Source organism: Microbulbifer sediminum (assembly GCF_021729035.1).
In the GTDB taxonomy this organism is placed as follows: domain Bacteria; phylum Pseudomonadota; class Gammaproteobacteria; order Pseudomonadales; family Cellvibrionaceae; genus Microbulbifer; species Microbulbifer sediminum.
The window spans coordinates 273,551-296,294 of the sequence record NZ_JAJSAP010000003.1; the positions used below are offsets into that span (position 1 = coordinate 273,551).

Annotated in this window: 18 protein-coding genes; 11 read left to right on the forward strand and 7 right to left on the reverse strand. The window is 61.1% G+C overall.

Annotated features, from left to right (window positions below):
• Nucleotides 1-26 precede the first annotated feature (26 nt).
• Together LVD11_RS06325 and LVD11_RS06330 are read right to left on the reverse strand one after the other, a co-directional pair.
• Nucleotides 27-890: a hypothetical protein gene (locus tag LVD11_RS06325; protein ID WP_237057311.1), complete on the reverse strand. Its 864-nt coding sequence runs from the start codon at nucleotides 888-890 to the stop codon at nucleotides 27-29.
• A gap of 42 nt (nucleotides 891-932) precedes the next feature.
• Nucleotides 933-1,862: an alpha/beta fold hydrolase gene (locus tag LVD11_RS06330; RefSeq protein WP_237057312.1), complete on the reverse strand. Its 930-nt coding sequence runs from the start codon at nucleotides 1,860-1,862 to the stop codon at nucleotides 933-935.
• Nucleotides 1,863-2,778: 916 nt separating this feature from the next.
• Between LVD11_RS06330 and LVD11_RS06335 the strand changes: the two genes are divergently transcribed.
• On the forward strand, nucleotides 2,779-3,102 hold the full coding sequence (locus LVD11_RS06335) for a DUF4242 domain-containing protein (protein WP_237057313.1): 324 nt from the start codon (nucleotides 2,779-2,781) through the stop codon (nucleotides 3,100-3,102).
• 45 nt (nucleotides 3,103-3,147) lie between these two features.
• Here LVD11_RS06335 and LVD11_RS06340 read toward each other — a convergent pair whose 3' ends face one another.
• Nucleotides 3,148-4,716 (reverse strand): hypothetical protein, encoded by a 1,569-nt coding sequence (locus LVD11_RS06340; RefSeq protein ID WP_237057314.1) that lies wholly within the window; start codon nucleotides 4,714-4,716, stop codon nucleotides 3,148-3,150.
• A 433-nt stretch (nucleotides 4,717-5,149) separates the two neighbouring features.
• Between LVD11_RS06340 and LVD11_RS06345 the strand changes: the two genes are divergently transcribed.
• Nucleotides 5,150-7,876 carry a M1 family metallopeptidase gene (locus LVD11_RS06345; protein ID WP_237057315.1) on the forward strand — a complete coding sequence of 909 codons (2,727 nt, stop codon included), beginning with the start codon at nucleotides 5,150-5,152 and terminating at the stop codon, nucleotides 7,874-7,876.
• Between the two features lie 122 nt (nucleotides 7,877-7,998).
• Here LVD11_RS06345 and fba read toward each other — a convergent pair whose 3' ends face one another.
• Nucleotides 7,999-9,063: a class II fructose-bisphosphate aldolase gene (gene fba / locus LVD11_RS06350; RefSeq protein WP_237057316.1), complete on the reverse strand. Its 1,065-nt coding sequence runs from the start codon at nucleotides 9,061-9,063 to the stop codon at nucleotides 7,999-8,001.
• Nucleotides 9,064-9,177: 114 nt separating this feature from the next.
• A complete protein-coding gene (locus LVD11_RS06355) occupies nucleotides 9,178-10,341 on the reverse strand; it encodes a phosphoglycerate kinase (RefSeq protein WP_237057317.1) in 1,164 nt (387 codons plus the stop codon).
• Nucleotides 10,342-10,649: 308 nt separating this feature from the next.
• Here LVD11_RS06355 and LVD11_RS06360 point away from each other — a divergent pair, with 308 nt between their 5' ends.
• The 6 genes from LVD11_RS06360 to LVD11_RS06385 all read left to right on the forward strand — a co-directional run bounded on the left by LVD11_RS06360 (nucleotide 10,650) and on the right by LVD11_RS06385 (nucleotide 18,704).
• Nucleotides 10,650-11,420 (forward strand): alpha/beta hydrolase family protein, encoded by a 771-nt coding sequence (locus LVD11_RS06360; RefSeq protein ID WP_237057318.1) that lies wholly within the window; start codon nucleotides 10,650-10,652, stop codon nucleotides 11,418-11,420.
• Nucleotides 11,420-11,617 carry a CPXCG motif-containing cysteine-rich protein gene (locus LVD11_RS06365; RefSeq protein ID WP_237057319.1) on the forward strand — a complete coding sequence of 66 codons (198 nt, stop codon included), beginning with the start codon at nucleotides 11,420-11,422 and terminating at the stop codon, nucleotides 11,615-11,617. Before LVD11_RS06360 ends, LVD11_RS06365 begins: the two co-directional genes overlap by 1 nt.
• Before the next feature lie 101 nt (nucleotides 11,618-11,718).
• Entirely contained in the window at nucleotides 11,719-13,077 is a 1,359-nt protein-coding gene (pbp4b, locus tag LVD11_RS06370) for a penicillin binding protein PBP4B (protein WP_237057320.1), read from the forward strand.
• A gap of 145 nt (nucleotides 13,078-13,222) precedes the next feature.
• Complete coding sequence (locus LVD11_RS06375) at nucleotides 13,223-13,621, forward strand: globin (RefSeq protein ID WP_237057321.1); 399 nt, start codon at nucleotides 13,223-13,225, stop codon at nucleotides 13,619-13,621.
• A gap of 234 nt (nucleotides 13,622-13,855) precedes the next feature.
• On the forward strand, nucleotides 13,856-16,684 hold the full coding sequence (locus LVD11_RS06380; protein WP_237057322.1) for a M16 family metallopeptidase: 2,829 nt from the start codon (nucleotides 13,856-13,858) through the stop codon (nucleotides 16,682-16,684).
• 451 nt (nucleotides 16,685-17,135) lie between these two features.
• Complete coding sequence (locus tag LVD11_RS06385) at nucleotides 17,136-18,704, forward strand: S8 family serine peptidase (RefSeq protein WP_237057323.1); 1,569 nt, start codon at nucleotides 17,136-17,138, stop codon at nucleotides 18,702-18,704.
• Between the two features lie 103 nt (nucleotides 18,705-18,807).
• On the opposite strand, the gene LVD11_RS06390 is transcribed toward LVD11_RS06385, so the two are convergent.
• Together LVD11_RS06390 and LVD11_RS06395 are read right to left on the reverse strand one after the other, a co-directional pair.
• Entirely contained in the window at nucleotides 18,808-19,215 is a 408-nt protein-coding gene (locus LVD11_RS06390) for a hypothetical protein (protein WP_237057324.1), read from the reverse strand.
• A gap of 25 nt (nucleotides 19,216-19,240) precedes the next feature.
• Nucleotides 19,241-20,122: an SPFH domain-containing protein gene (locus LVD11_RS06395; protein ID WP_237057325.1), complete on the reverse strand. Its 882-nt coding sequence runs from the start codon at nucleotides 20,120-20,122 to the stop codon at nucleotides 19,241-19,243.
• Between the two features lie 177 nt (nucleotides 20,123-20,299).
• Between LVD11_RS06395 and LVD11_RS06400 the strand changes: the two genes are divergently transcribed.
• The 3 genes from LVD11_RS06400 to LVD11_RS06410 all read left to right on the forward strand — a co-directional run bounded on the left by LVD11_RS06400 (nucleotide 20,300) and on the right by LVD11_RS06410 (nucleotide 22,691).
• Nucleotides 20,300-20,530 carry a DUF350 domain-containing protein gene (locus tag LVD11_RS06400; RefSeq protein WP_237057326.1) on the forward strand — a complete coding sequence of 77 codons (231 nt, stop codon included), beginning with the start codon at nucleotides 20,300-20,302 and terminating at the stop codon, nucleotides 20,528-20,530.
• A gap of 2 nt (nucleotides 20,531-20,532) precedes the next feature.
• A complete protein-coding gene (locus LVD11_RS06405) occupies nucleotides 20,533-21,354 on the forward strand; it encodes a transglutaminase domain-containing protein (RefSeq protein ID WP_237057327.1) in 822 nt (273 codons plus the stop codon).
• 545 nt (nucleotides 21,355-21,899) lie between these two features.
• A complete protein-coding gene (locus tag LVD11_RS06410; protein WP_237057328.1) occupies nucleotides 21,900-22,691 on the forward strand; it encodes a DUF2884 family protein in 792 nt (263 codons plus the stop codon).
• Nucleotides 22,692-22,744 lie beyond the last annotated feature (53 nt).

Genomic DNA, 22,744 nt, shown 5'->3' on the forward strand with positions numbered 1-22,744 from the left:
ATGTCGGTTATGACGCGTCGGACCGGTTATTCAGCGTTATCAGCGGCGCCAGAAGTAAAGCGCCGGTAGTACCCACTCCCCCAGCCGGACGGCGGTTCGTCACCAGGTTCTACGAATTGTACCGGCGGGGCACTGTTGTCGAAGGGCCCGAGACCGCGCTCCAGACGCGCATTCTCGAGCCCTGCGTAAATAGCGGCTGCGCGCCCCTCGAGAACCCGCAATTCCCCGTCATCGAGCTCCAGGCCATATTCCTCGATCACGCGCAGGCCGTCACGCAGGGCGCGCTGGTCACCGCGCATCATTGCCACCTGGTACCAGGTGAGAACGTCCAGTACCTCCCGCTCAGCCGCAGGCCCATTCGTGCCACGGAACTCCCGCGCCCTGTCCAGGTGCGGCCCCGCCAGGTGACGCAGGTTCTGTAATGATCCCAGCACGGCGCCGTTGTAGGCCGTCTCGTGGGCCCTGTCCACCTGGCCGTCCTTTACATAACGGGAGTAGAGCACTGTGTTCGCCAACAGGTCTCCGCCGGCAGCAAGCTGCTGAAGCGTCGCCAGGTCATAGGTGGCATAGCCCTGCAGGTCAGCGGATGAGTAGAAGCCGCGTTGGAACATCCATTCCCTGAACACGCGCTGTTTTGCTTCGACATCATCTCCCGGAGCTGGTGATGCGGCACCCGGGACCGGCCCGGCAAGCACGCCACCGTCACCGGACCGCTCACTGTCGCCTTCACCGGTCAACGCCCGCCGCTGCTCGCTGGCAGAGGCAAGAGAGTCCGGCCCGGGCGGCGCAATACGGTTGTCCCCGCGCCGTCCCAGCCACTGCAGGGCGACCATGCCGGCGATTACTGCCAGCACCAGGAGCAGCTTCCCGTTACGCTTTAACCAGCCCATCGGCCCTCCGCTCATGGTGGATTAAATACCACTGATACCGTTTCACGCCCCGGCCAGGACCTGCGCCGGGTAATCGGCAAAACCGTGTCGCTGCATAAACTCCCGGAACGCATCCAGCACCGCCTGCGGCGCCTCCAGCTGCGGATAGTGACCGATGCCTTCCAGCCCGGTGATATCCGGCCCGGGTACCAGCTGGCGATACCGATCCACCATGTGTGCACCGGAGATGGGATCATGCAGGCCATTGATCAGTTTTACCGGCACCGCCGTCGTGCACAAGGCACCCACCCAGCGGGAGCACCGGCGTTTGCGCTCCGGCATGTAGCGTATCAGTTTGTGCATCACCCGGCGTCCACCGCGCGCCTTTACCAGTCTCCAGAAATTATCCAGCTCTTCCTCACTGGGCTGGGTCTGGGGCCCGAAAATCCGGCGCATCGTCTCGGCCAGCCGGTTCCGGCTACTGCGCCGCGCCACCCACGGCCCCAGGGGTGACAACAGCAGTTTCTGGATCCTGGCCGGACGGTGGGTTTCCGGAAACAATCCGCCGTTTAACAGGCAGGCACTCGCAATGCGTAACCCGGCCCCGGCCGCCACATCACCGAGGCGACGCTCGGCATCCCGAGCCAACAGCTCCTGCGCTACGGTATCCCCATAATCGTGGGCAAGAATATGGTATTCCCTGATGCCCTGGTGGGTCAGCCAGGATTCGATCAGGTCAGCCTGGTCGGCGATACGATAGGAAAAACTGGCGGGCTTGGGGGAATCCCCGAAGCCGAGCATATCCAGCGTATAGAGGCTGAAGTTCGCCCCCAGTGCGTCCCAGAGACGGTTCCAGTCCCAGGAGGAAGTGGGAAAACCGTGAATCAACAGCAGCGCAGGGCCAGAGGGATTGCCTCCGGTGCGGGTCACCACGGGCCAGTCCCCGTAGGCGAAAAGTCCGGCGCCGTTGCGCCACTCTTGCAAGGTCATCATATCCAGGCCCGACTCATTACCAGGGCAACAGCGAAGCCCCGGCCAAGACCAAACGATCGTATCATCCTCTGGCATCGCCCTCACGATTCGGTCGAGGGTTAGTCCCGAGAGCAAAGGCGGCAACAGGATGAGCCGGCGAAGCAAAACCTACGCCGTACCAGACGCTACGACCGCAATCAGTTACAGTAGTTCGCAACCGGGGTTCAGGCAGGAATTCCGGCTCTCGCACCATTAAACACGCTCCGAACGTGCAGTTTCCTTCACGCAGGCCACATACAAGTTTCACCGCAACGAGGGGGGGGTTCATGCGATGACCATAGAGGCGCGGAACGATCAAAACCCGGTGGTGCCCGCCCTTCAATTAGATAACAGAATTCCGGGAATGATTGATCGTCGATAGATATCGCCAGCGCCTGGATCGGGACACTGCTTTTATCGACTAACACTCTCCGAAAAATTCCTCTGGGGGATATCACTATAAAGGTCTATTGATCGCTGCGCCGGTAAGACCGTGGCATGGATTCTTCACCCCATTCCGACTTCCTGGCAGCCGGTGGCAACTGGGCAGGGTAGCCCCGACGTCGCTTTGGCCGTACCCGATACAACATCACCCAGTATCACCCAGGCGCTTGCCGGTGCCATGCTACATCTTCGCACCTCAGAAAGTACCGGCGCGCTTTCCATCAACGAGATCGCCTTGGCAACTCGGATGGAGGCAGTCATTCGCTGATATACCCATAGCGGAGAGCTGAAACAGCGCGACCGTGGAATTCAGCGGTAAATTCCTGTCACGGCCTTACCCGCAGGGTAGTCACCGACTATATTTCTGCTCTCGACAAACTTCGGTGCGATCACCGGAAAACCAGCCCGGCGCGGCACAGCAGCAGACCAATGGGCGCTACCAGGGAGAGATTCCATGCCAAAATTTGTCATCGAGCGGGAAATTCCCGATGCCGGCCAGCTCAGCCAGCAGGAGCTGGCTGGTATTTCGCAAAAATCCTGTGACGTGCTCCATCAGCTGGGCCCCCAGGTGCAGTGGGTACAGAGCTACGTCACCGACAACAAGGTGTACTGCATTTACATCGCCCCCGACCGGGAGTCGATCATCAAGCACGCGGAAATGGGCGGTTTTCCCGCCGATTCGGTGGCGGAGGTGCGGAATATCATCGATCCCACGACCGCCGAACACCATGCGGGCAGCGGGGAGTCACCGGATGCCGCCGGCGGCGCCACTATCTGAGGCGGCATAAAAAAGCCCCGCCGATGGCGGGGCTCCAGGAGGGCATCAGCCCTCGTTACTTTCGCTCTCCTTGGCGGCCAGGGCGTTATCGACCCGGGCCCTGACGCCGGGTTCCTGTTCGGCCCGCATCTCCGCCAACATCAACTTCATCTGCTGGTACTCATCCTGGTCATCCAGCTCCATCAGCAGTGGCTGTGCGACTCGGGCGAAATAGTCCGCGTCGCGCTTGTTGTACAGTTCCTGCGCCAGCCACTGGGCGATATGCACCTGGCGCGGCGCCCGCAGGTAGGCCTGTTCCAGCATTTCCAGGTATTTTTCCTGTGGGTAACCCAGCATCTGCATACTCATGGCCAGGCCGTACCAGTGTGAAGCGGTTTCCTCGTCGTTGTTAACCAGGAATACGAACTTGTCGCGCACCTTCTTCAGTTCGTCGCGGTCGCGCTCTTCACCAGCCGTGTTGGCCTGCCGGGTAAGTCCCAGCCAGGCGTCCACATTCTGGTAGCGGAACTTGTTGCGCTCGGCCACCGGCACCGATGCCAGCAGCTCCTCGGCGACCTCGTAATTACCCATGCGGGTCTCGGCATCCGCCTGCACGGCGATCAGCTCCGGGCTCATCAGGCCATTGGCGTGAGCGTATTGCAGCAGCGAGCCCAGGCCAGCGAGGTTATAACCGGACAACACAAGGAAATGCCCGACCTCGGCCACAGCGCGCTGCGGAGACAGCTGCTGCACATCCGGGGACACTTCACGGAATTCCTTCGGCACAATTCCGCCCACCATGTCGAACTCACCCTCCTGGAACAGCTGCTCATAGCGCTTCTCAACATCCTCGAGCTTCACACCGAAGGTGCTTTCCAGGGACTCCACGGGATCGGCGCCATTGTTGTAAGCACGCACGTAATCCCTGAACTGGTCCACCTTTCCACTCTCCATGATCAGCCAGTGGGCCAGCATCCAGCCGCTGGCGTAGACACGCGGCTTCTCTTCATCCGGCGTACTGATCACCGTAGCTCGCAACAACTCTTCCAGCGGCATGGGGCTGGTGTAAAGCAAGGTCATGGCCCGCTCTTCCGGGATGGCACCCAGTTTGTAACGGCCGGCCACCGGGAATGTCATGGTGGACATAAACTCGGCAAAGCCCTCGCTGTACCAGTATGGGTAATGCGTGGTGTTGCGGTTATAGCTGAGGAAGTGAGTGTACTCGTGGAACAGGAACTCCCGCGCTTCCAGCTGACGCTCGCCGGAGCGGCCATCCAGGTTCACCAGCGCGTAGCTACCCTGGGCCGTGGTATCAAACAGGCCATTGGTCATCTCCGCCAGCTCCGGCCCCACCAGGCCGGCGTAGGTCTGCCGGTCAGCGGTGGCATAAATGGTGAGCCTGTGTTGCTCCTGTCGGGCGCCCTTGGCTCCCAGCAGCTTGAGCGCTACCGCCCGGTAGCGTTCCAGGTCGCGCGCCAGGGTTTCCACTGCCTGCGGGTCGCCATTGGTAACGATGCGGAAGTTGGTGCTGTCCACCTGATACCAGGTTTCCTCTCCCAGGTTCTGCTGCGCGCTGCACGCCGACAACATAAAACCGGAAAATATTACCAACAGAGCGAGTGTGCGATGGAACATAGTTCTGGCCACTTGGTGAGTTTTACTCTGGCCCTCCGTGGCGGGAATAACAGGTTCACACACTACCGGTTTTTATTGATCAAAAAAAGAACAATTTTAGACGAGAACCGGGCGTTCGTCTGACTAAATGGGACCGCAAAACGGCGTACAGTCAACCCTACAGTAGCCCAGTCCACGAATTGAACTGCCAGTCAGGTTAACCGGGCCAAAAGCCGTCGCCAACATGCCCCTGAGGCCCGATTAGCCATTCAGGCACGCTTGCCTGCCAACAGAACCGGGCAGACACTACTTAATGACTGCTTGTAGCGCGTTGTAGCGCGGGAACGATGTGCCCGCGCTCACGCTGCTGGTCGGGGGCCCGTCGCTCCCCGGCGGCGGGCCATGATCCTGCCAAACCGTTACAATGCAGGTTTTTGCCAAGCAACGGGAGCTTATGAAAAAGATAACACTGCGCAGCCTGCTGGCAGTGCCGCTACTGGCACTGGCCGCCTGCAGCCCGTCCGAACAACCTGCGGACAATGCCGACTCCAGCGGCGAGCCACCCACTTCCCAGCTGGTGAAGATCTCCGGCGATGCGGAAGCCGAGGCACCGGACGGCCGGTTGCCCGAGGGAGTCCGCCCCACCGCCTACCGACTCGACCTGCTGCTGGACCCGCGCCGGGATGATTTTTCCGGCACCGTGGACATCGATATCCAGCTGGACGAGCCCGCGGACCATATCTGGATGCACGGCAAGGACATCCGCGTCAGTGAAGCCACCGCCACCACCGCGAACGGCAAATCGATTGCCGCCGACTACCAGCAGGTGCTCGACAGCGGCGTGGTGCGGGTCAGCTTCGCCGAGCCGCTGCCCGCGGGCGAATTCACCCTGAGCCTGGCTTACAGCGCCGACTTCGATCGCAATCTGTCGGGCCTGTTCAAGGTGGAGGAGCAGGGCGACGCGTACGCCCTGGCCAAGTCCGAGTCGATCCAGGCGCGCAAGTACCTGCCCGGCTTTGACGAGCCAGGCCTGAAGGCGCCGTTCGATATCAGCCTGACCGTGCCCGAGGGTTATGCCGCCATCAGCAACGGCGCGGAACTGAAGCGCGAACCCGCGGGCGAGGGGCTGGAAAAGGTCACCTTCGCCACCACCCGGCCAACGCCCACCTACCTGCTGTCCCTGTCAGTAGGGCCGTTCGACGTGGTGGAGCGCGACGTCATTCCGCCCAACAAGTACCGCAAGGAACCGATCCCGCTGCGCGGCTTCGCCCGCAAGGGCCGCGGTGATGACCTGGACTATATCCTCGATGTCACGCCGCGCATGCTGGAGATATTCGAGACGGAACTGCAGCGCCCCTACCCGTTTGAAAAGCTGGACATCATCGCCGCGCCGCAGTGGCCCAGTGGCGCCACCGAGTTGTCCGCGGCCATTACCTACCGCGAGCAACGTATCCTGGTGGAAGGGGATGAGCCGGCACCGGGCGCGCGCCTGGCACTGCTGGGTGTGCACGCCCACGAGATCGCGCACATGTGGTTCGGCAACCTGGTCACCCCACCCTGGTGGGACGATCTGTGGCTGAAGGAAGGCTTCTCCACCTGGGGCACACCGCTTACCCTGACAATCTTCGAGCCCGAGGGTGGCCATGACCTCAACGCCGCGGTGCGCGCCATTGGCGCCATGCAACTGGATTCGCTGGCCAGCACCCGCGCCATTCGCGAGCCCATCGACAAGAATGACGATATCCGCAACGCCTACGACTCCATCACCTATTCCAAGAGCCTGGGCGTGATCCATATGGTGGACCAGTACTTTGGCGCAGACCGTTTCCGCCCCGCACTGGGCCGCTATATCGAGACCTTTGCCGACGGTGTGGCGGACTCAGACGATTTCTACCGCGTCATCGGCGAAGAGACCAACACTCCGGAACTGACCGACACCTTCCGCAGTTTTGTCGAGCAGAAGGGCGTACCGGAATTGGCGGTCAACCTGGACTGCGAGACCGGCGATAAACCGCAGGTCATCATCCGCCAGGGACGCTACAAGCCCCTGGGCTCGCCGATCCAGTTGAGCGGACAGCAGTGGACCATTCCCCTGTGCCTGCGCAGCGACCAAAGCCGGCAGTGCCTGATGCTGGCGGACAGCGAGCAGACGGTCGAACTGGAGAGTGAACAGTGCCCGCAGTGGTTGCTGCCCAATGCCGACGGCAGCGGTTACTACCGCTGGAACCTTGCCGGCGAACAGTGGCAGCCACTGGTGAAGAATTTTGCCGACTTCACCCCGACAGAACAGCTCTCCATCATCGACAGCGCCTTTGCGGCCTTCGAGGCCGGCGAGCTGCCGATTGCCACCGTGCTCGACGTGGTGCGCCAGTCCGCTGTCGCCGAGCGCCGGCAGGTGATCACCGCGCCGCTGCAGTACCTGGAAAAGTACCGTCGCAACATCCTGCCGGAAAAAGCCCTGCCGGATTTCACCCGCTTCCTGCAGGGGCTCTACCAGCCGGTACTGGAGCGCACCGCCGGCAGCGATGATGCCGAGCAGAAGCTGCTGTACAGCGAGCTGCTGGCCTTTATGGCACTGGTGGCCGAGGATTCACAGGCGCGCGAGATTCTCGCCGACAAGGCGATTGCCTTTACCGGCTTCAGGCGCGAACGCGATTCCGGGGCACTGGATTCCGACCTGTACCAACCGGCCCTTGTAGTCGCGGTGCAGGATGCCGGCCGGGAATTCCTGCCACACCTGGTGAAGATCCGCGGCGAGCTGGACGACCCGCGCTTCGAGAATGCCAGCGCCAACGCCATCGGCGCGGCCAACGACCCGGAACAGGTGCAGGATGTCCAGCGCCTGGCGGTGAGTGAGGATATGGGTCCGCGCGAGGCCTTCGGCCTGATAGCCACCGCCTTGGCGCAACCGGCGGTACAGGAACAACACTGGCAGTGGCTGCGGGACAACTTCCCCACTGTGGTGGAAAAGATTCCCGGACAGTGGCGCCGCCGCACCCCGTCGTTTGCCCGCACCTTCTGCACCAGCGACCGGCTGGACCAGCTACAGGCATTGTTCGAGCGACACAGTGAACTGACGCCGGGATACCAGCGCAGCATGGCGCAGACGGAAGAGACCATCGAGCTGTGCATGGCGCAGCGCGAGCAGGCACCGGAGTTTATCCGCGCCCTGTCCCGCTGACTCTCCGGGGTCAAGGCAACCCCAGCTTGGTCTTGTATTCTGCCTGGCCAATAAAAAAGGGCGATCTCCCGATCGCCCTTTCCCGTATCCCCGGGCCCCAAGCGGGCCAACCGGGGATATGCCTACTTGATCTTCGGCTCCAGTTCGCCAGCCTCGTAACGCTGGTACATGGTCTCGAGGTTCACCGGGCGGATCTTGCTGGCGTTGCCAGCGGTGCCGAAGGCCTCGTAGCGGGCCACGCAGATGTCCTTCATGGCCTGGGTGCTGGCCTTGAGGAATTTGCGCGGGTCGAACTCGGACGGGTTTTCGGCCAGGAAGCGACGCACCGCACCGGTGGAAGCCAGGCGCAGGTCGGTATCGATATTCACCTTGCGCACGCCGTGCTTGATGCCCTCGCAGATCTGCTCCACGGGCACACCGTAAGTTTCCGGGATTTCACCGCCGAACTCGTTGATCACCTTGAGCCACTCCTGCGGCACCGAGGAGGATCCGTGCATCACCAGGTGGGTGTCGGGGATGCGTGCATGGATTTCCTTGATACGATCGATGGCGAGGATGTCACCGGTCGGCGGGCGGGTGAACTTGTAGGCGCCGTGGCTGGTGCCACAGGCAATCGCCAACGCATCGACCTGGGTTTTCTTGACGAAGTCCGCGGCTTCCTCCGGGTCGGTCAGCAGCTGATCGTGGGACAGCTTGCCCTCCGCACCAACGCCGTCTTCCTCGCCGGCCATGCCGGTCTCCAGTGAGCCCAGGCAGCCCAGCTCGCCCTCGACGGACACGCCACAGGCGTGCGCCATTTCCACCGCGCGGCGGGTGACGTCGACGTTGTACTCGTAGGAAGCCGGGGTCTTGCCGTCTTCCTGCAGGGAACCGTCCATCATCACCGAGCTGAAGCCCAGCTGGATGGAGCGCTGGCACACAGCCGGGCTGGTGCCGTGGTCCTGGTGCATCACCACCGGGATTTCCGGGAATTCCTCGATCGCCGCCAGGATCAGGTGGCGCAGGAAAGGCGCGCCGGCGTATTTACGGGCGCCGGCAGAGGCCTGCACGATCACCGGGGAGTCGGTTTCCTTCGCCGCCTCCATGATCGCGCGCATCTGCTCCAGGTTGTTGACGTTAAACGCCGGCACGCCGTAACTATGCTCGGCGGCGTGGTCCAGCATTTGACGCAAGCTAATCAGTGCCATGGAAAGTACCTTTGGTTTTGTTTTGACATCTCTGTAAATGGTTCCCCGATCTTCGCCGGGGTAACACCGGGAACTTCACCGGGCCGGTCGATGCGGCCCGGTTATCAACTCGGGTTATTCAGCGGCCCGCTCTTCCAGCATTGCCACTGCCGGCAGGGTCTTGCCCTCCACATATTCGAGGAAGGCGCCACCGCCAGTGGAAATATAGGAGACCTTGTCAGCAATGCCGTACTTGTCCACGGCCGCCAGGGTGTCGCCACCGCCGGCGATGGAGAAGGCATCGCTGTCCGCAATCGCCCGGGACAGGCGCTCGGTACCGCCGCCGAACTGGTCGAATTCAAACACTCCCACCGGACCATTCCAGATAATGGTTCCCGCATCCTTCAGGATCTCGGCCAGCCTGGCGGAGGATTCCGGACCGATATCGAAGATCATGTCGTCGGTCGCCACATCATCCACAGGCTTGGTCTCGGCGGCAGCGGACTCACTGAACTCCTTGCCGGTGACCACATCGACGGGCAGGGGGATCTCACACTTTTTCATTAGCGCGCTGGCGGTATCCACCAGATCGTGTTCGCACAGGGACTTGCCGACCGGCTTGCCACTGGCAGCCAGGAAAGTGTTGGCGATGCCGCCGCCGACAATCAGCTGGTCCACCTTGTCAGAGAGTGTCTCCAGTACGCTCAGCTTGGTGGACACCTTGGAGCCACCCACGATTGCCACCATCGGGCGGGCCGGCTTGGCCAGCGCTTTTTCCAGTGCATCGAGTTCGGCAGCCAGCAGCGGGCCGGCACAGGCAACCGGGGCGAACTTGCCCACACCATGGGTGGACGCCTGCGCGCGGTGGGCGGTGCCAAATGCGTCCATCACGAAGATATCGCACAGGGCCGCGTAGGCCCGGGCCAGCTCCGGATCATCCTTCTTCTCGCCTTCGTTGAAGCGCACATTCTCCAGCAGGGCCACATCGCCCTCGGCCAGTTCGACCCCGTCGCGCCAGTCCTTGATAACCGGCACGTCACGGCCCAGCAGCTTGCCCAGGTGCGCGGCCACCGGGGCCAGGGAGAACTCCTCGGCGTACTCGCCCTCGCTGGGGCGGCCCAGGTGGGACATCAGCAGCACCTTGGCGCCGGCGTCGACGGCGGCCTTGATGGTGGGCAGGGCCGCGCGGATACGTGCATCCGAGGTCACCTCGCCCCCCTTGACCGGTACATTCAGGTCCTCGCGAATCAGTACGCGCTTGCCCGCCAGGTCCAGATCCGACATCAGTTTGACCGCCATCGCCAATCCCCTCTGCTGTTTTGTGAAATGTTGCGGTGAGATAGAAAAGTGGGCGCGGATTATATCAACAGCGGGCCTCCGGTGCCGACTGCTGACCGCCTGATAACGCTGTCAATAGTGACCATTCCTCCCCGCACGGCCCCGCTCGCCGGCATTCTCCGCAGGACCCCGGCCAGCACCGCGGCAGGTCGGTACGTCAGTATGGCAAGGCGCCCCGCAGCGGTGGCCCGGGACCGCGGGACATTGCCCGGGGCGCCTGCGGTTCATACCATGCGTGCCAGGACAACCTGATAAAGCGTGGAGAGAGCATGGCAAAGCGGCAGAAAGTCACCTTCCCCGGCGGCAGTGGCAACCTCCTGGCCGGCGTCATGGAGATGCCCGACAGGGGGGAGCCCCGCGCCTGGGCCCTGTTCGCGCACTGCTTCACCTGCGGCAAGGACGTCCTTGCAGCCTCCCGGATCGCCCGGCGACTGGCAGACCTGGGCTGTGCGGTGCTGCGATTCGACTTCACCGGGCTGGGTGACAGCGGGGGCAATTTCGCCGATACCAATTTCAGCTCCAATATCCGCGACCTGCTGAGCGCCGCAGAGTTCCTGCACCGTGAGCACCACCCGGTGGACCTTTTGATCGGCCACAGTCTCGGCGGCGCCGCCGTCCTTGCTGCCGCCGGCGAGATCGAGGAGGCCCGGGCCATCGTCACCATCGCCGCCCCGGCCGACCCGGACCACGTCATCAAGCAATTTGCCTGCGCCCTGGATATCATCGAGTCGCAGGGCCAGGCAGAGGTGGAGCTGGCCGGGCGACCATTCACCATCAAGAAGCAGTTCCTCGACGACCTTGAACAACATGAGCCGGATTACATCCGCGCACTGGGTCGGCCACTGCTGATTTATCACTCCCCGCGGGACAGCACCGTGCCCATCGATGAGGCAGCAGACATCTACAACCGGGCCATGCACCCCAAGAGCTTCATCAGCCTCGACGATGCCGACCACCTGCTGACCCGCCAGGAGGACGCGGACTACGTGGCAGAAACCATGGCCGCGTGGGTATCCCGGTACCTGCCGGGGGGCCGCTGATGGAAGCCCTGCAGGAATACGAGGCCAGCTGTCCCTACTGCGGCGAACCCATCACGCTGCTGATGGACCTGTCTGCGGGATCACAATCCTATATCGAGGACTGCCAGGTGTGCTGCCGGCCGATATCGATCTCGATGGCGGTGGAGCCCGATGGCACCTTCTCCGTGTCCCTGCGGGACGAGGACAGTGCTGGCTGAAGCGGGCGGGCTTGACCGCCCGGAAGCACCCGCGCACCATCACCTGTATCCGGGATTTTCAGAATAATTTATCGCCGCAATCCGGACCCCGAGTTCCAGCCATGCACCTGCCCCGCCATACCGCCACCCCGCTCGCTGCCCTCATGTTGGCGGCGCTGCTGGCATTCCCCGCCACGGGATCTGAAGCGACTTGCGACTTCCCCACCCTGAAGCGAGCCGCAACGCCGGAAGCGGCTGGCTTTGCGGCGGCCGGACTGACGGGGGTGGACAAGCTGATCGAGGCGGATGTGGCGGCGGGCTTTCCCGGTGCCGCCCTGGTGGTCATCAGGGACGGCCGTATCGCCAAGCAGTCGTTTTATGGTTACAGGAAAAAGTTCGACGGCCACCGGCCCCTGGACACTTTGCAGGAAGTCCGCGCAGATACGATGTTCGACCTGGCCTCGAACACCAAGATGTTCGCGACCAACTTTGCCCTGCAGAAACTGGTGAGTGAGGGGCGGCTCGACCTGGAAGCGCCGGTCAGCCGCTATGTACCGGAGTTCGTGGATCGGGCAGGGGAGCCGGTACCAGGCAAGGCCGGTCTGCGGGTGGTGGACCTGCTGCACCACGCAGCCGGGTTTGCACCCGACCCGCAATACCATAACCCGGCGGTATCCGGTGCACTCTATTCGCAGCAGCGGGAAAAAACGCTCCGTTTTATTCCCCGCTCACCCTTGCGCTACAAGCCAGGCACCAGGGCAACCTACAGTGATACCGACTACATGCTGCTGGGGCTGATTATCGAGCGAATCACCGGCATTCCCCTGGACACCTATGTGGAAGAAAACATCTACCGGCCCCTGGGCCTGCAGCGAACCGCCTTCAACCCGCTGGCAAAAGGGTTTGCTCCCGACGATTTCGCTGCGACTGAGCTTCTCGGCAATTCCCGGGACGGCACCATCCAGTTCCCCAATATCCGCACACATACCCTGCAGGGGGAAGTACACGATGAAAAGGCCTTCTATTCCATGGCCGGGGTTTCCGGACATGCCGGGCTCTTCTCCACGGCCGGCGAGCTGGCTGTATTGGTACAGGTAATGCTGAATGGTGGCGGCTACGGCGATAACTGCCTGTTTGATGATTCTGTTATTGCCCGATTTACCGCGCCATCGCCGCTCGACCGGACCTTCGGCCTTGGCTGGCGCCGCAACGGGAATGAAAGAATGTCGTGGATGTTCGGCACCGGCGCCAGCCCCCGCGCCTATGGCCATACGGGGTGGACCGGCACCCTCACTGTGATCGACCCGAAATACAACCTGGGCATCGTGCTGCTCACCAACAAAAAGCACTCCCGACTGCCCGATCCCCATGGTAACCCCAACCGGTTTGCGGGAGACCGGTTCACTACCGGGAAATATGGCGGCGTGGTCGAAGCCATCTATCGCGCACTGCTACCCGATGCGCCGCAGGGCAGCCGGTAAATTGTCGCTACCAGCCCGACGTCGCTCCCCAGCCATTTCCTGCCTCCCACAGGCTGGTCACGCTTTCCGAAAACTGCCACCGGGTATAGAATCGCGCCGCCCGGCGATGGCCGGGCGTTTTCCATGACCCCAGGAGAATTTCAGTATGGACACTCCCGACAGCGATATCGTTTTCCAGAGTTACGGGCGCTGCTGCAACAACCCGCAGTTTTTTGTCGATTTCTATGACCGGTTTATGGGCAGTTCCGACGAGATCCGGGCAATGTTCCGGGACACCAATATGCCCCAGCAGCGCCACCTGTTGCGTAATGGCATCATGCAACTGATCCTGGTCGCCCGCGGCATGCCCGAAACCAAGCTCCGCGCCCTGGGCGCAAGCCATTCGCGCAAAGGCTACAACATTCGCCCGGAACTCTACTCCGTATGGCTCGATGCCCTGCTCCATACCGTGGCCCGGCATGACCCGCAGTTCTCCGGCGAAATCGACGGCGCCTGGCGCCGTGCCATCCAGCCCGGGATCGACCTGATACGCAACGCCTACTGAGCCACCTGTCCCCGGTGCAACCCCGATTGCCAGCCCCGGCCGCACTTTGTATAAATACGGTTGGGAGGCTGGCCGATAGCGACGCCCAAACTGCACGGAAGTGCAAATTAATGAGTGTCTTCCTTTCCCGGCACAGTCCGCCGGAATAAATGTCCAGTGCAGTGTTTGCAGCCGATTCCCTTCAGTACCGGCATGCCCTCCCGTACCAGAATATTTAATAAAAAAGGAAACGATATGAAGATTGCACGGCCACTCTGGGTGCCGGCAGCGCTGGCGCTGGCCCTGACCGCCTGCGGCGACCCCGGACAGTCCCATTCGCAGACTGCCGAAAGCACCTCTCCCCCTCCTGCCGCCCCCGTCGCCACCGCTACCGAGTCCCTGCGCATCCCCCACGAAAAGTTCACCCTGCCCAACGGCCTGCGGGTAATTGTGCACGAGGATCGCAAGGCGCCCATCGTGTCTGTGGGGGTCTGGTACCATGTCGGCTCCAAGGATGAAAAAGCGGGCCGCACCGGTTTTGCCCACCTGTTCGAACACCTCATGTTCAACGGCTCGGAAAACTATAACGACGAATTCTTCAAGCCCTTCGAAAAAGCCGGTGCTACAGGCATGAATGGCACCACCTGGCTCGACCGAACGAATTATTTTGAGACAGTCCCCTCCAATGCGCTGGACATGGCCCTGTGGATGGAATCTGACCGCATGGGGCACCTGCTCGGCGTAATCACCCAGGAGAAGCTGGATGAGCAGCGGGGCGTGGTGCAAAACGAGAAACGCCAGGGGCAGAACCAGCCCTACGGCAAGGTCTGGGAAACCATGCAGAAGGCAATATTTCCCGAAGGGCACCCTTACTCCTGGACCACCATCGGCTCCATGGAGGACCTGAATGCCGCATCGCTGGAAGATGTGCACGAGTGGTTCAGGAAATACTATGGTGCCGCCAATACCGTACTGGTACTCGCCGGTGACATAGACGTGGAAACAGCGAAAGAGAAGGCCAGCAAGTACTTCGGCGATATTCCCGCGGGCCCCCCGCTGGCGAAAAAGGATGCGTGGATTGCCAAGCGTGACGAATCCAGGCGCGAAACCATGTTTGACCGGGTCGCCCAGTCACGGATTTACAAGGTCTGGAATGCGCCTTATATGGGCCACGAGGATAGCAACGCTCTCGCGCTCGCCGCCGCGGTGATGGGCGATGGCAAAAACTCCCGTCTGTACAAGCGCCTGGTGTACACCGACCAGATTGCCACCAGTGTCAGTATTAATTTCTACGAGTTTGAGCTGGCTTCCATCTTCCAGGTCGTTGCGGATGCCAAACCCGGCGTGGAGCTGGCAAAAGTCGAGTCCGCTATCGAGGAAGAGATGAAAACCTTCCTTGAAGAGGGACCCACCGCCGAGGAGCTGGCGCGGGTAAACATGTCGGAATATGCCAGTGCGGCCCGCGACCTCGAGCAGGTGGGTGGCTGGTCCGGCAAGGGCGTGATCCTGGCCCGTGGCGAGCTGTACCTGGATGATCCCAATGCGTTGCTGAAAGCCATCGACGAGAAACAGACACTGGCACCGGCACAGGTGCAGGCTGTGGCACGGGAGTGGCTGAGCAGTGGCGACTACAGCCTGGAAGTACACCCCTTCCCCGACTACAAGGTTGCCGAGCAGGGTGCAGATCGCTCGAAACTGCCGGATACCGGTGAGTTTCCCTCGGTTCCCTTCCCGGAGCTACAGACCACTGAACTCTCCAATGGCCTGAAAGTGGTCCTCGCAGAGCGCCATTCCACCCCGGTGGTCAATATGCACCTGATGTTTGACGCCGGTTACGCGGCCGACCAGGGGAAAAAGGCCGGCACCGCCGGTTACACCATGTCCATGCTCAAAGAGGGCACCACCGAACTCAGCGCGCTGGAGCTGAGCGCCCGGCAGGAATTACTGGGAGCGCGAATTTACACCGATACCAGTATCGACAGTTCCAGTGTGGGCCTAGATGCATTGACCAGCACCCTCGACGAATCGGTTTCCCTGTTTGCGGATGTGGTAATGCGCCCCGCCTTTGACGAAGCGGAGATTGAGCGCAAGCGCGGGCGCTGGCTGGCAATGATCAAGCAGGAAAAAACCCAGCCGGTGCAGATGGCACTGCGGACCCTGCCGCCGCTGCTGTATGGTGAGGGCCATGCCTACAGCGTGCCCCTGACTGGCAGCGGCACCGAGGAATCAATCCAGTCACTGACCCGCGAGGACCTGGTCCAGCACCACCAGGGCTGGATCCGCCCGGACAACGCCACCATGGTGGTCGTCGGTGATATCACCATGGATGCGCTGACCGAGAAGCTCGAGAGCAATTTCGCCGACTGGGCCGCGCCGGACGCGCCGCTGCCGCAGAAGAATCTGGTGCAGGTTCCCCATCCCGAGCAATCCCGGGTTTACCTGATCGACAAGCCGGGTTCCGAGCAGTCCATGATCATCGGCGGCCTGCTGGCGCCGTCCGAGAGCATTCCCGAACGGGAGGCGCTGCACATGATGAACGATATTCTCGGCGGCACCTTCACGGCGCGAATCAACATGAACCTGCGCGAGGAAAAGCACTGGGCTTACGGTGCCTACTCGTTCTTCTCCGGCGCCAAGGGCCAGCAGCCGATGATGGTCTATGCGCCGGTGCAGACGGACAAGACCAGTGACTCCCTGGCCGAATTACGCAAGGAGTTACGGGCCTACGTCAGTGACGAGCCCGCCCGCGCGGACGAGCTACAGAAACTCAAGGATAAGCGCATCAACGAGTTGCCGGGTCGCTTTGAAACCATCAATGCGGTCACCGGGCAGGTCACAAAAATGCTGAAGTACGGCCGCCCACTGGATTATATGGATGGGTATGCGCAGCAGATTCGCGCTATTGCGCTGGAGGATATCCACACACTGGCCCGCGAAACCATCAGCCCGGACCGCTTTATCTGGGTGATTGTTGGCGACCAGGAAAAGATCCGCCCGGGCATCGAGGCCCTGGGAATCGGCCCCATTGCCGAGCTGGATGTGGATGGCAAACCGGTGGTAACACCGGCAGCTGGCGGCCAGTGAGCCACCGGGTCATCCATCATTACAAAGCCCCTCCCGGGAGGGGCTTTTTTTATGTCTCGCGTTAATGGAAGTTTACGATCCGGCCGCTGCAGTCACCAGGCAATCAGGACAAACTGTGCACGTGTACCCGTTGCGACTAATAAATCATATTTGACTTATTCCACAATCGACGCGTACGTCTGTACTAACTAAATCGCAGGGGTGACATTAACTAGACGTTCTCGGATGCCTATCCCATATGAATTTTAGGGCAAATAAGGCGCCAATTATCGGTTTTGGTAGCCGCCTCACATAAGCGAAACAATTTCATTGCCCCACAATCCGCAGCTGCTACTTTTCTATGCTTCTGTTCGCGCATGCCGGTCATCCTGAGCGGCGCAGTACAGTGGTCTCGGCACCGGACAGAGTAATTACACGATAAGAAAACAGCAGCCCATCTGGAGCTCGATACATGAAGAAGATCCTACCCACACTGCTCGCCAGTGCCGTCGCCACAAGCGTCGCCGCACAGGCGGGTGCCGCCGAAGACCGCTATATCATCAAGTTCAAGGCAGGCAAGAGTGCCGAAGCCAAGGCACAGCTCAAGCGGGCCGGCGGCCGCACTGCCCTGGCCCTGGACAAGCGCAACGCAGTTGCCGCGATGCTGTCCGACAAGGCCCTGCAGGCCATGCAGAACAACCCCAACGTGGAATATGTAGAAAAAGACGCCAAACGCTGGCTGATGGCCCAGGAAGTGCCCTTCGGTATCCCCATGGTCCAGGCCGACCTGGTCAGTGACTCCGTCGCAGGTAACAGCACCGTCTGTATCATCGACTCCGGCTACGACATCTCCCATGAAGACCTGTCCGGCAATATGGTTACCGGGACCAATGATTCCGGTACCGGGAACTGGTACGAAGACCAGAATAGCCACGGCACCCATGTTGCCGGCACCATTGCCGCCATTAATAACGGCACCGGCGTGGTAGGCGTAATGCCGAACGGCAACGTCAAGCTGCACATCGTCAAGGTATTCAATGCGGAAGGCTGGGGCTATTCATCCTCCCTGGTCGCAGCGGCTGACACTTGTGCGGATAACGGCGCCAACGTGATCAACATGAGCCTGGGCGGAACCCTGAAGTCCCGCACCGAGGACCAGGCGTTCGCCGACCTGTATGCGAACCGCGGCGTGCTGTCCATCGCCGCTGCCGGTAACGACGGCAATACCCGCCACTCCTACCCGGCCTCTTACGACTCGGTCATGTCCATTGCCGCCCTCGACAGCGACAAGGTAATCGCGGACTTCTCCCAACAGACCGACCAGGTAGAGCTGGCCGGACCCGGCGTCAACGTGCTTTCCTCCGTGCCGGTTGGCAGCGCGGTGGTCAGCTCTGTGACCGTAGCGGGCAGCGACGTGGACTCTGCCGGTATGGAAGATAGCTACATGGGTACTGCCAGCGGCTCCCTGGTGGATTGTGGCCTGGGTGAGTCCGCCTGCACCGCGGCCGCCGGTGAAATCTGCCTGATCTCCCGCGGTAACATCAGCTTCGCCGAGAAGGTCCAGGCCTGTGAGGCCGGCGGCGGTGTCGGTGCCATCATCTACAACAATGAGCCTGGCATGCTTTACGGCACGCTTGGTGGCACAGTCACCGGTATCCCGTCTGTCGGTATTTCCGATACTGATGGCGCGGCGCTACTGGGCCAGCTGGGTGCCTCGGCCACTGTTGCGGTCGAACCCGGCGACTACGCCTACTTCAACGGCACTTCCATGGCGACCCCACATGTAGCCGGTGTCGCCGGCCTGGTCTGGAGCCATTACCCGAACTGTGCACCGGGTGAGATCCGCGCGGCCATGAATGCCACTGCAGAAGACCTGGGTGTTGCGGGTCGGGACAATGCCTATGGCTACGGCCTGGTGCAGGCCAAGGCCGCATTCGACTACCTGGCTGCGAACGCCTGTACCGGTACCAACCCCGGTGACGGCGGCTCCGGTGGTGGCGGCGGTGGCGGCGGCAAGGGCGGTGGCCCGAAGAGCCGCTAAACCGTTTGCTGTTTAGCCAGCCGAAGTAAAAAAGGGGGCCACCGGGCCCCCTTTTCATTTCTGCGTTCATAGTCTCTGCGTGCCGGCATCCCGGCGAAGCCTGCTATTCCTCTTCCAGCACCGCCTCACGCTGTTCCTCGCGCAGCTGCTGCAACCGTGCACTGGAGTCCTGCGCGGAATCTTTTTCCGGGGCCAGGCTCTCTACCTCCCCGGCCTCCGACTCCAGCTGCGCACGGGTGGCTGCCTGCTCGGCCGTGTAATCCGGGTCCAGGGACAGCTTGGGCGCGTTGCTGCTGAAGCCGGCCAGTACCCAGATGCCAAAACCCAGTGCCAGGACTCGGATGATAAAGGAGCGGTCGTACAGCAGCCGCTGCCAGTTCCCGGGCCCCGCGACCCGGATACGGGCGACGACCGCCAGCAACAGGATCGCGATTGCCAGCACTACTGCCCAGGTTGCCAGCCCCCCGAGCACGGACACCAGCCAGTTTGAGACCTGCGAGTTGTACTGCATGGTAATCTCCCGTCCGGTGAATGGCTTAGCGGTCGCGCTTCGCGGTCCGGCGCATCTGGTCATTGAAGACCGCCTGCTGCAGGCCGATGGTACCCAGCGCCTCCACAGGGAGGAACACCTTGTTCTCGGATTCAGCCATTTTGTCGAGCACTTCCAGGGTACGGTAGGCCAGGTACTTGTCAGTAACCGACTTGGCCAGCAGGTCGTTGACTTCTTTCTGGCCAATGGCTTTTTCCCGCGCAATCGCACGGTTCATTTTCTCCCGCTCCAGGTCACGCTCCATCTGGATTTTCTGGATTTCGAACTGGGCTTTCTCCTGCTCGATCAATTCGCGGCGCTCGGCGGCCCTCTCCTTGGCTTCAGTGATCACCTTGGGGAACTGGACGTCGGCGAGCCCCAGGCGCTTCACCTGAATGGGCGTACCCTGCAGGGCGCTGCTGACCTCGGAAAACAGCTCCTGGCTCAACGCCTCACGGCTGGAGGCGATTTCATTGATCGAGTACTTTGCCACTACCCGGCGCACCACATCGCGAATCACCGGCTGGGCATAGGTGTTATAGACGTTATTGACGGCGATATTGTTATTGACCGGAGGAATGCGATCGAAAATATTGTCGATATTATCGCGGCTGATAGAGCCCGTCATACGGATGTCAAAGCTCATGTTGAGCTGGTCCTTGGGCATAAACAGCTTGAAGCGCTCCTTGTGGCCGAAATCGGCAATGGCGAGGGTAACCAGCTTGTCACAGTAGAAGAAACAGGGATCGAGCCGGAACTTTGAGGGCGGCACCGTCTCCGGCTTGTAGCCGTTCTTGGTCAGGATCTTGCCGACGTGCGCAGGCGGCACTTCTACCCGGTCCCCACACGCTGTCAGCAACAGCCCACCCAGCAAACTCAGTACGATCATGATCTGCCGCATTACATTCCCCCGATTACCAATCACTTGTTTTTGTCGACAAAGGTATAAATCCTGTCAGGATTACCAAGTTCAGCCGGGTGCGCGCCAGAGCAGGCCCCGGGTGAAGAGGCGCGGATTATATGATTTAATTCCCGGCCAGAACAATTACAGGAAATCACACTGCAAATGGAATTCGAGTTTCTGACGGCGACCCTGTTCAACCTTGGTATCAACCTGTTTTACACACTGCTGGCACTATTTATTGGGATTACGGCTCTGCTGGCCATCGATAAGAAGCTGCTCAAGCATGTCGATATCGAGGGGGAGCTAAAGCGGGGTAATGTCGCGGTGGCAATTTTTGCCTCTACCATCCTTATTTTTGTAGCCATGATCATTTCCTTTGGCCTCAAGGGCTGACCATGCGCGGCTGGCTCCCTGTTTTACTGCTCGCGGCAATCATGGTGTTGCCGGAATTACTCCTCACCGACGGATTGCCTGACCCCGAATCACGGATAGACCCGCAGCTACAGCAGAAGCTGTCACTGGAGGACAATGGGAATACCCGGGCCAGCCGGGATTCCCAGAGAGGGCAGGTACGGGTTAACGGGAGCAGCCGGCCGATTACCGAACAGCTGGTGCAGAAAATGGTTGCCCGGCGCAGTGAAGCCGAAAGCGCCTATGTCTCGATCTGGAACTGGCAGGGCATCTCCAACGTCACCGCCTCCGCACGGGGCCTGGACAGCAAGCATCACTTCGCCAACAGCTACCTGGTGGGTTTCCAGCCCTTCGAAACCGACAAGCTTTGGGTGCCGCTGTACAGCCTCGCCACCCGCAAGCAGTACCAGTACGATCACCTGCAGTACGCCGGGCTGTCTGATATCTGGCAGACCTCGCGCCAGGCTTATTACCAGCCCCGGGGAGATTGTGAGGATCACGCCATCCTGCTGGCAGACTGGCTGATTAACCTGGGCGTCGATGCCCGCGTGGCCATGGGCACCCACCGGGGACAGGGACACGCCTGGGTGGTGGCGATCGTGGATAACCGTGAATACCTGCTGGAAGCCACCAGTAAGCGCCGCCAGACCAGCTGGCAGGCCATGCCGCTGGCAGCCCTGGCGGAAGGCTACGACGTCGAATTCCAGTTCAACCGTGAATTCTTCTGGGCGAAAAAAAGCCCGGCGCCGACCCGTCGTTACCGTGGCAACCACTGGGTAATGAAGTCCCGCTTCATTCGCGGCTGATGATCACAGGGGCACTGTCGGTAAGCCGCTCCCTGTCGCGCAAAAAACAGATAGCCCAAACCACTGCCCGGCACCCTTCATCTATGCATCCCCTGTTTGAATAGCAACAAACAGGGAACGCCATGAGCAACAAGGAAGTACCGCTTTTTATCCTCCTGATCTGCCTTGCCGGGCTGGCAGCGCGCATTACGGCAGGGCTCTTCGGCAATGATGGTGGATTTGCCGTGGACGCTCAGCTTCTGCAGCACAAGTCCATGTGGGTACTGCTCGGTGTATCCAGAGGGCTGTTGATTGCCTTCTTTACTGACAGAACCTGCCCTGTTGTCGTTGGCTCCGGAATTTCCACCGAACCCTGGAGAAGCCCCGGGGGAGAAGGGTTTCTACCCGGGAACCCGGCGCCGGTGAAAACAGGTCGGTTTGTCACGTTTGACACCATATTTAGACTCAGTCACGGCAACAGTAAAATTTTTCCAAAACCTGCATCCAGTCAGTCCCGGAGCGGCGTCCTACCAACAGAACCTGAGAAAACGGAGAACAGTACTCCCATGTGGAAACCGCTCATCATCGTCAGTGCCTTGGCACTGGCCGGCCAAACGGCCGCCAGTGAAATCAACCTCGAAGTGAATGACCAGGAGAGCTGCAATGCAGACCTGCACTACCACGTGCAGGTGGGCCCGGACTTTTTCCAGACCTATGCCAAGCCTGAAGACGAGGAAGCCCTGGTGATCTTCCAGTCACCGGACAAGCTGCTGGTGGAGGGTAACCCGGTGGATATCAATGCCGAGCAGGAGGCATTGCTGAAGCAGTACCATGGCGAACTGTATGGGGCCAGCCGGGAGCTGACGATGATCTCCCTGGATGCGGTGGATATCGCCCTGACCGGCGTTTCCGTGGCGCTCGCCGCCCTCGCCGGCCAGGACCACCCCGACTTCAACGGGTTACAGCAGACCTCCGCCGAAATCCGCGACCGCGCCCAGCAGCGCTTCGATGTCGAGGGCAATGTCTTCGTCTTTGGCGACCAGGGTGTCGGCGACTTTATCGAGGAGACCATCGGTGAAGACCTGGAGCCGCGCATTGAGGAACTCGCCATGGATTCGGCTGGCAGCATCGCCTGGCACGCGCTGAAAGCCGTGTTTACCGGCGGCCGCAGTATCGAGCGCAATGCGGAAAAGCTCGCAGAGGAAGTGGAGCGCGACGTCGAGGCACGGGCCGAAGTGCTCGAAGCCAGGGCAGAAAAGTTCTGCGGCCAGCTGGAAACACTGGATCGCCAGGAGCAGGAACTGCACAAATCGATTCCCGCCCTTTCAGGCTATGACCTGGTCACCCTGGAAGACTGAACCATTTGACCCCCCAGCTTAGGGCCGCGCATGCGGCCTTTTTTATTGATGGT

Excerpts from the sequence above, each read along its gene's own strand:
- LVD11_RS06325 (WP_237057311.1), bottom strand. The coding sequence starts at position 890 with ATGGGCTGGTTAAAGCGTAACGGGAAGCTGCTCCTGGTGCTGGCAGTA.
- LVD11_RS06330 (WP_237057312.1), bottom strand. The coding sequence starts at position 1,862 with ATGATGACCTTGCAAGAGTGGCGCAACGGCGCCGGACTTTTCGCCTAC.
- LVD11_RS06335 (WP_237057313.1), top strand. The coding sequence starts at position 2,779 with ATGCCAAAATTTGTCATCGAGCGGGAAATTCCCGATGCCGGCCAGCTC.
- LVD11_RS06340 (WP_237057314.1), bottom strand. The coding sequence starts at position 4,716 with ATGTTCCATCGCACACTCGCTCTGTTGGTAATATTTTCCGGTTTTATG.
- LVD11_RS06345 (WP_237057315.1), top strand. The coding sequence starts at position 5,150 with ATGAAAAAGATAACACTGCGCAGCCTGCTGGCAGTGCCGCTACTGGCA.
- fba (WP_237057316.1), bottom strand. The coding sequence starts at position 9,063 with ATGGCACTGATTAGCTTGCGTCAAATGCTGGACCACGCCGCCGAGCAT.
- LVD11_RS06355 (WP_237057317.1), bottom strand. The coding sequence starts at position 10,341 with ATGGCGGTCAAACTGATGTCGGATCTGGACCTGGCGGGCAAGCGCGTA.
- LVD11_RS06360 (WP_237057318.1), top strand. The coding sequence starts at position 10,650 with ATGGCAAAGCGGCAGAAAGTCACCTTCCCCGGCGGCAGTGGCAACCTC.
- LVD11_RS06365 (WP_237057319.1), top strand. The coding sequence starts at position 11,420 with ATGGAAGCCCTGCAGGAATACGAGGCCAGCTGTCCCTACTGCGGCGAA.
- pbp4b (WP_237057320.1), top strand. The coding sequence starts at position 11,719 with ATGCACCTGCCCCGCCATACCGCCACCCCGCTCGCTGCCCTCATGTTG.
- LVD11_RS06375 (WP_237057321.1), top strand. The coding sequence starts at position 13,223 with ATGGACACTCCCGACAGCGATATCGTTTTCCAGAGTTACGGGCGCTGC.
- LVD11_RS06380 (WP_237057322.1), top strand. The coding sequence starts at position 13,856 with ATGAAGATTGCACGGCCACTCTGGGTGCCGGCAGCGCTGGCGCTGGCC.
- LVD11_RS06385 (WP_237057323.1), top strand. The coding sequence starts at position 17,136 with ATGAAGAAGATCCTACCCACACTGCTCGCCAGTGCCGTCGCCACAAGC.
- LVD11_RS06390 (WP_237057324.1), bottom strand. The coding sequence starts at position 19,215 with ATGCAGTACAACTCGCAGGTCTCAAACTGGCTGGTGTCCGTGCTCGGG.
- LVD11_RS06395 (WP_237057325.1), bottom strand. The coding sequence starts at position 20,122 with ATGATCGTACTGAGTTTGCTGGGTGGGCTGTTGCTGACAGCGTGTGGG.
- LVD11_RS06400 (WP_237057326.1), top strand. The coding sequence starts at position 20,300 with ATGGAATTCGAGTTTCTGACGGCGACCCTGTTCAACCTTGGTATCAAC.
- LVD11_RS06405 (WP_237057327.1), top strand. The coding sequence starts at position 20,533 with ATGCGCGGCTGGCTCCCTGTTTTACTGCTCGCGGCAATCATGGTGTTG.
- LVD11_RS06410 (WP_237057328.1), top strand. The coding sequence starts at position 21,900 with ATGTGGAAACCGCTCATCATCGTCAGTGCCTTGGCACTGGCCGGCCAA.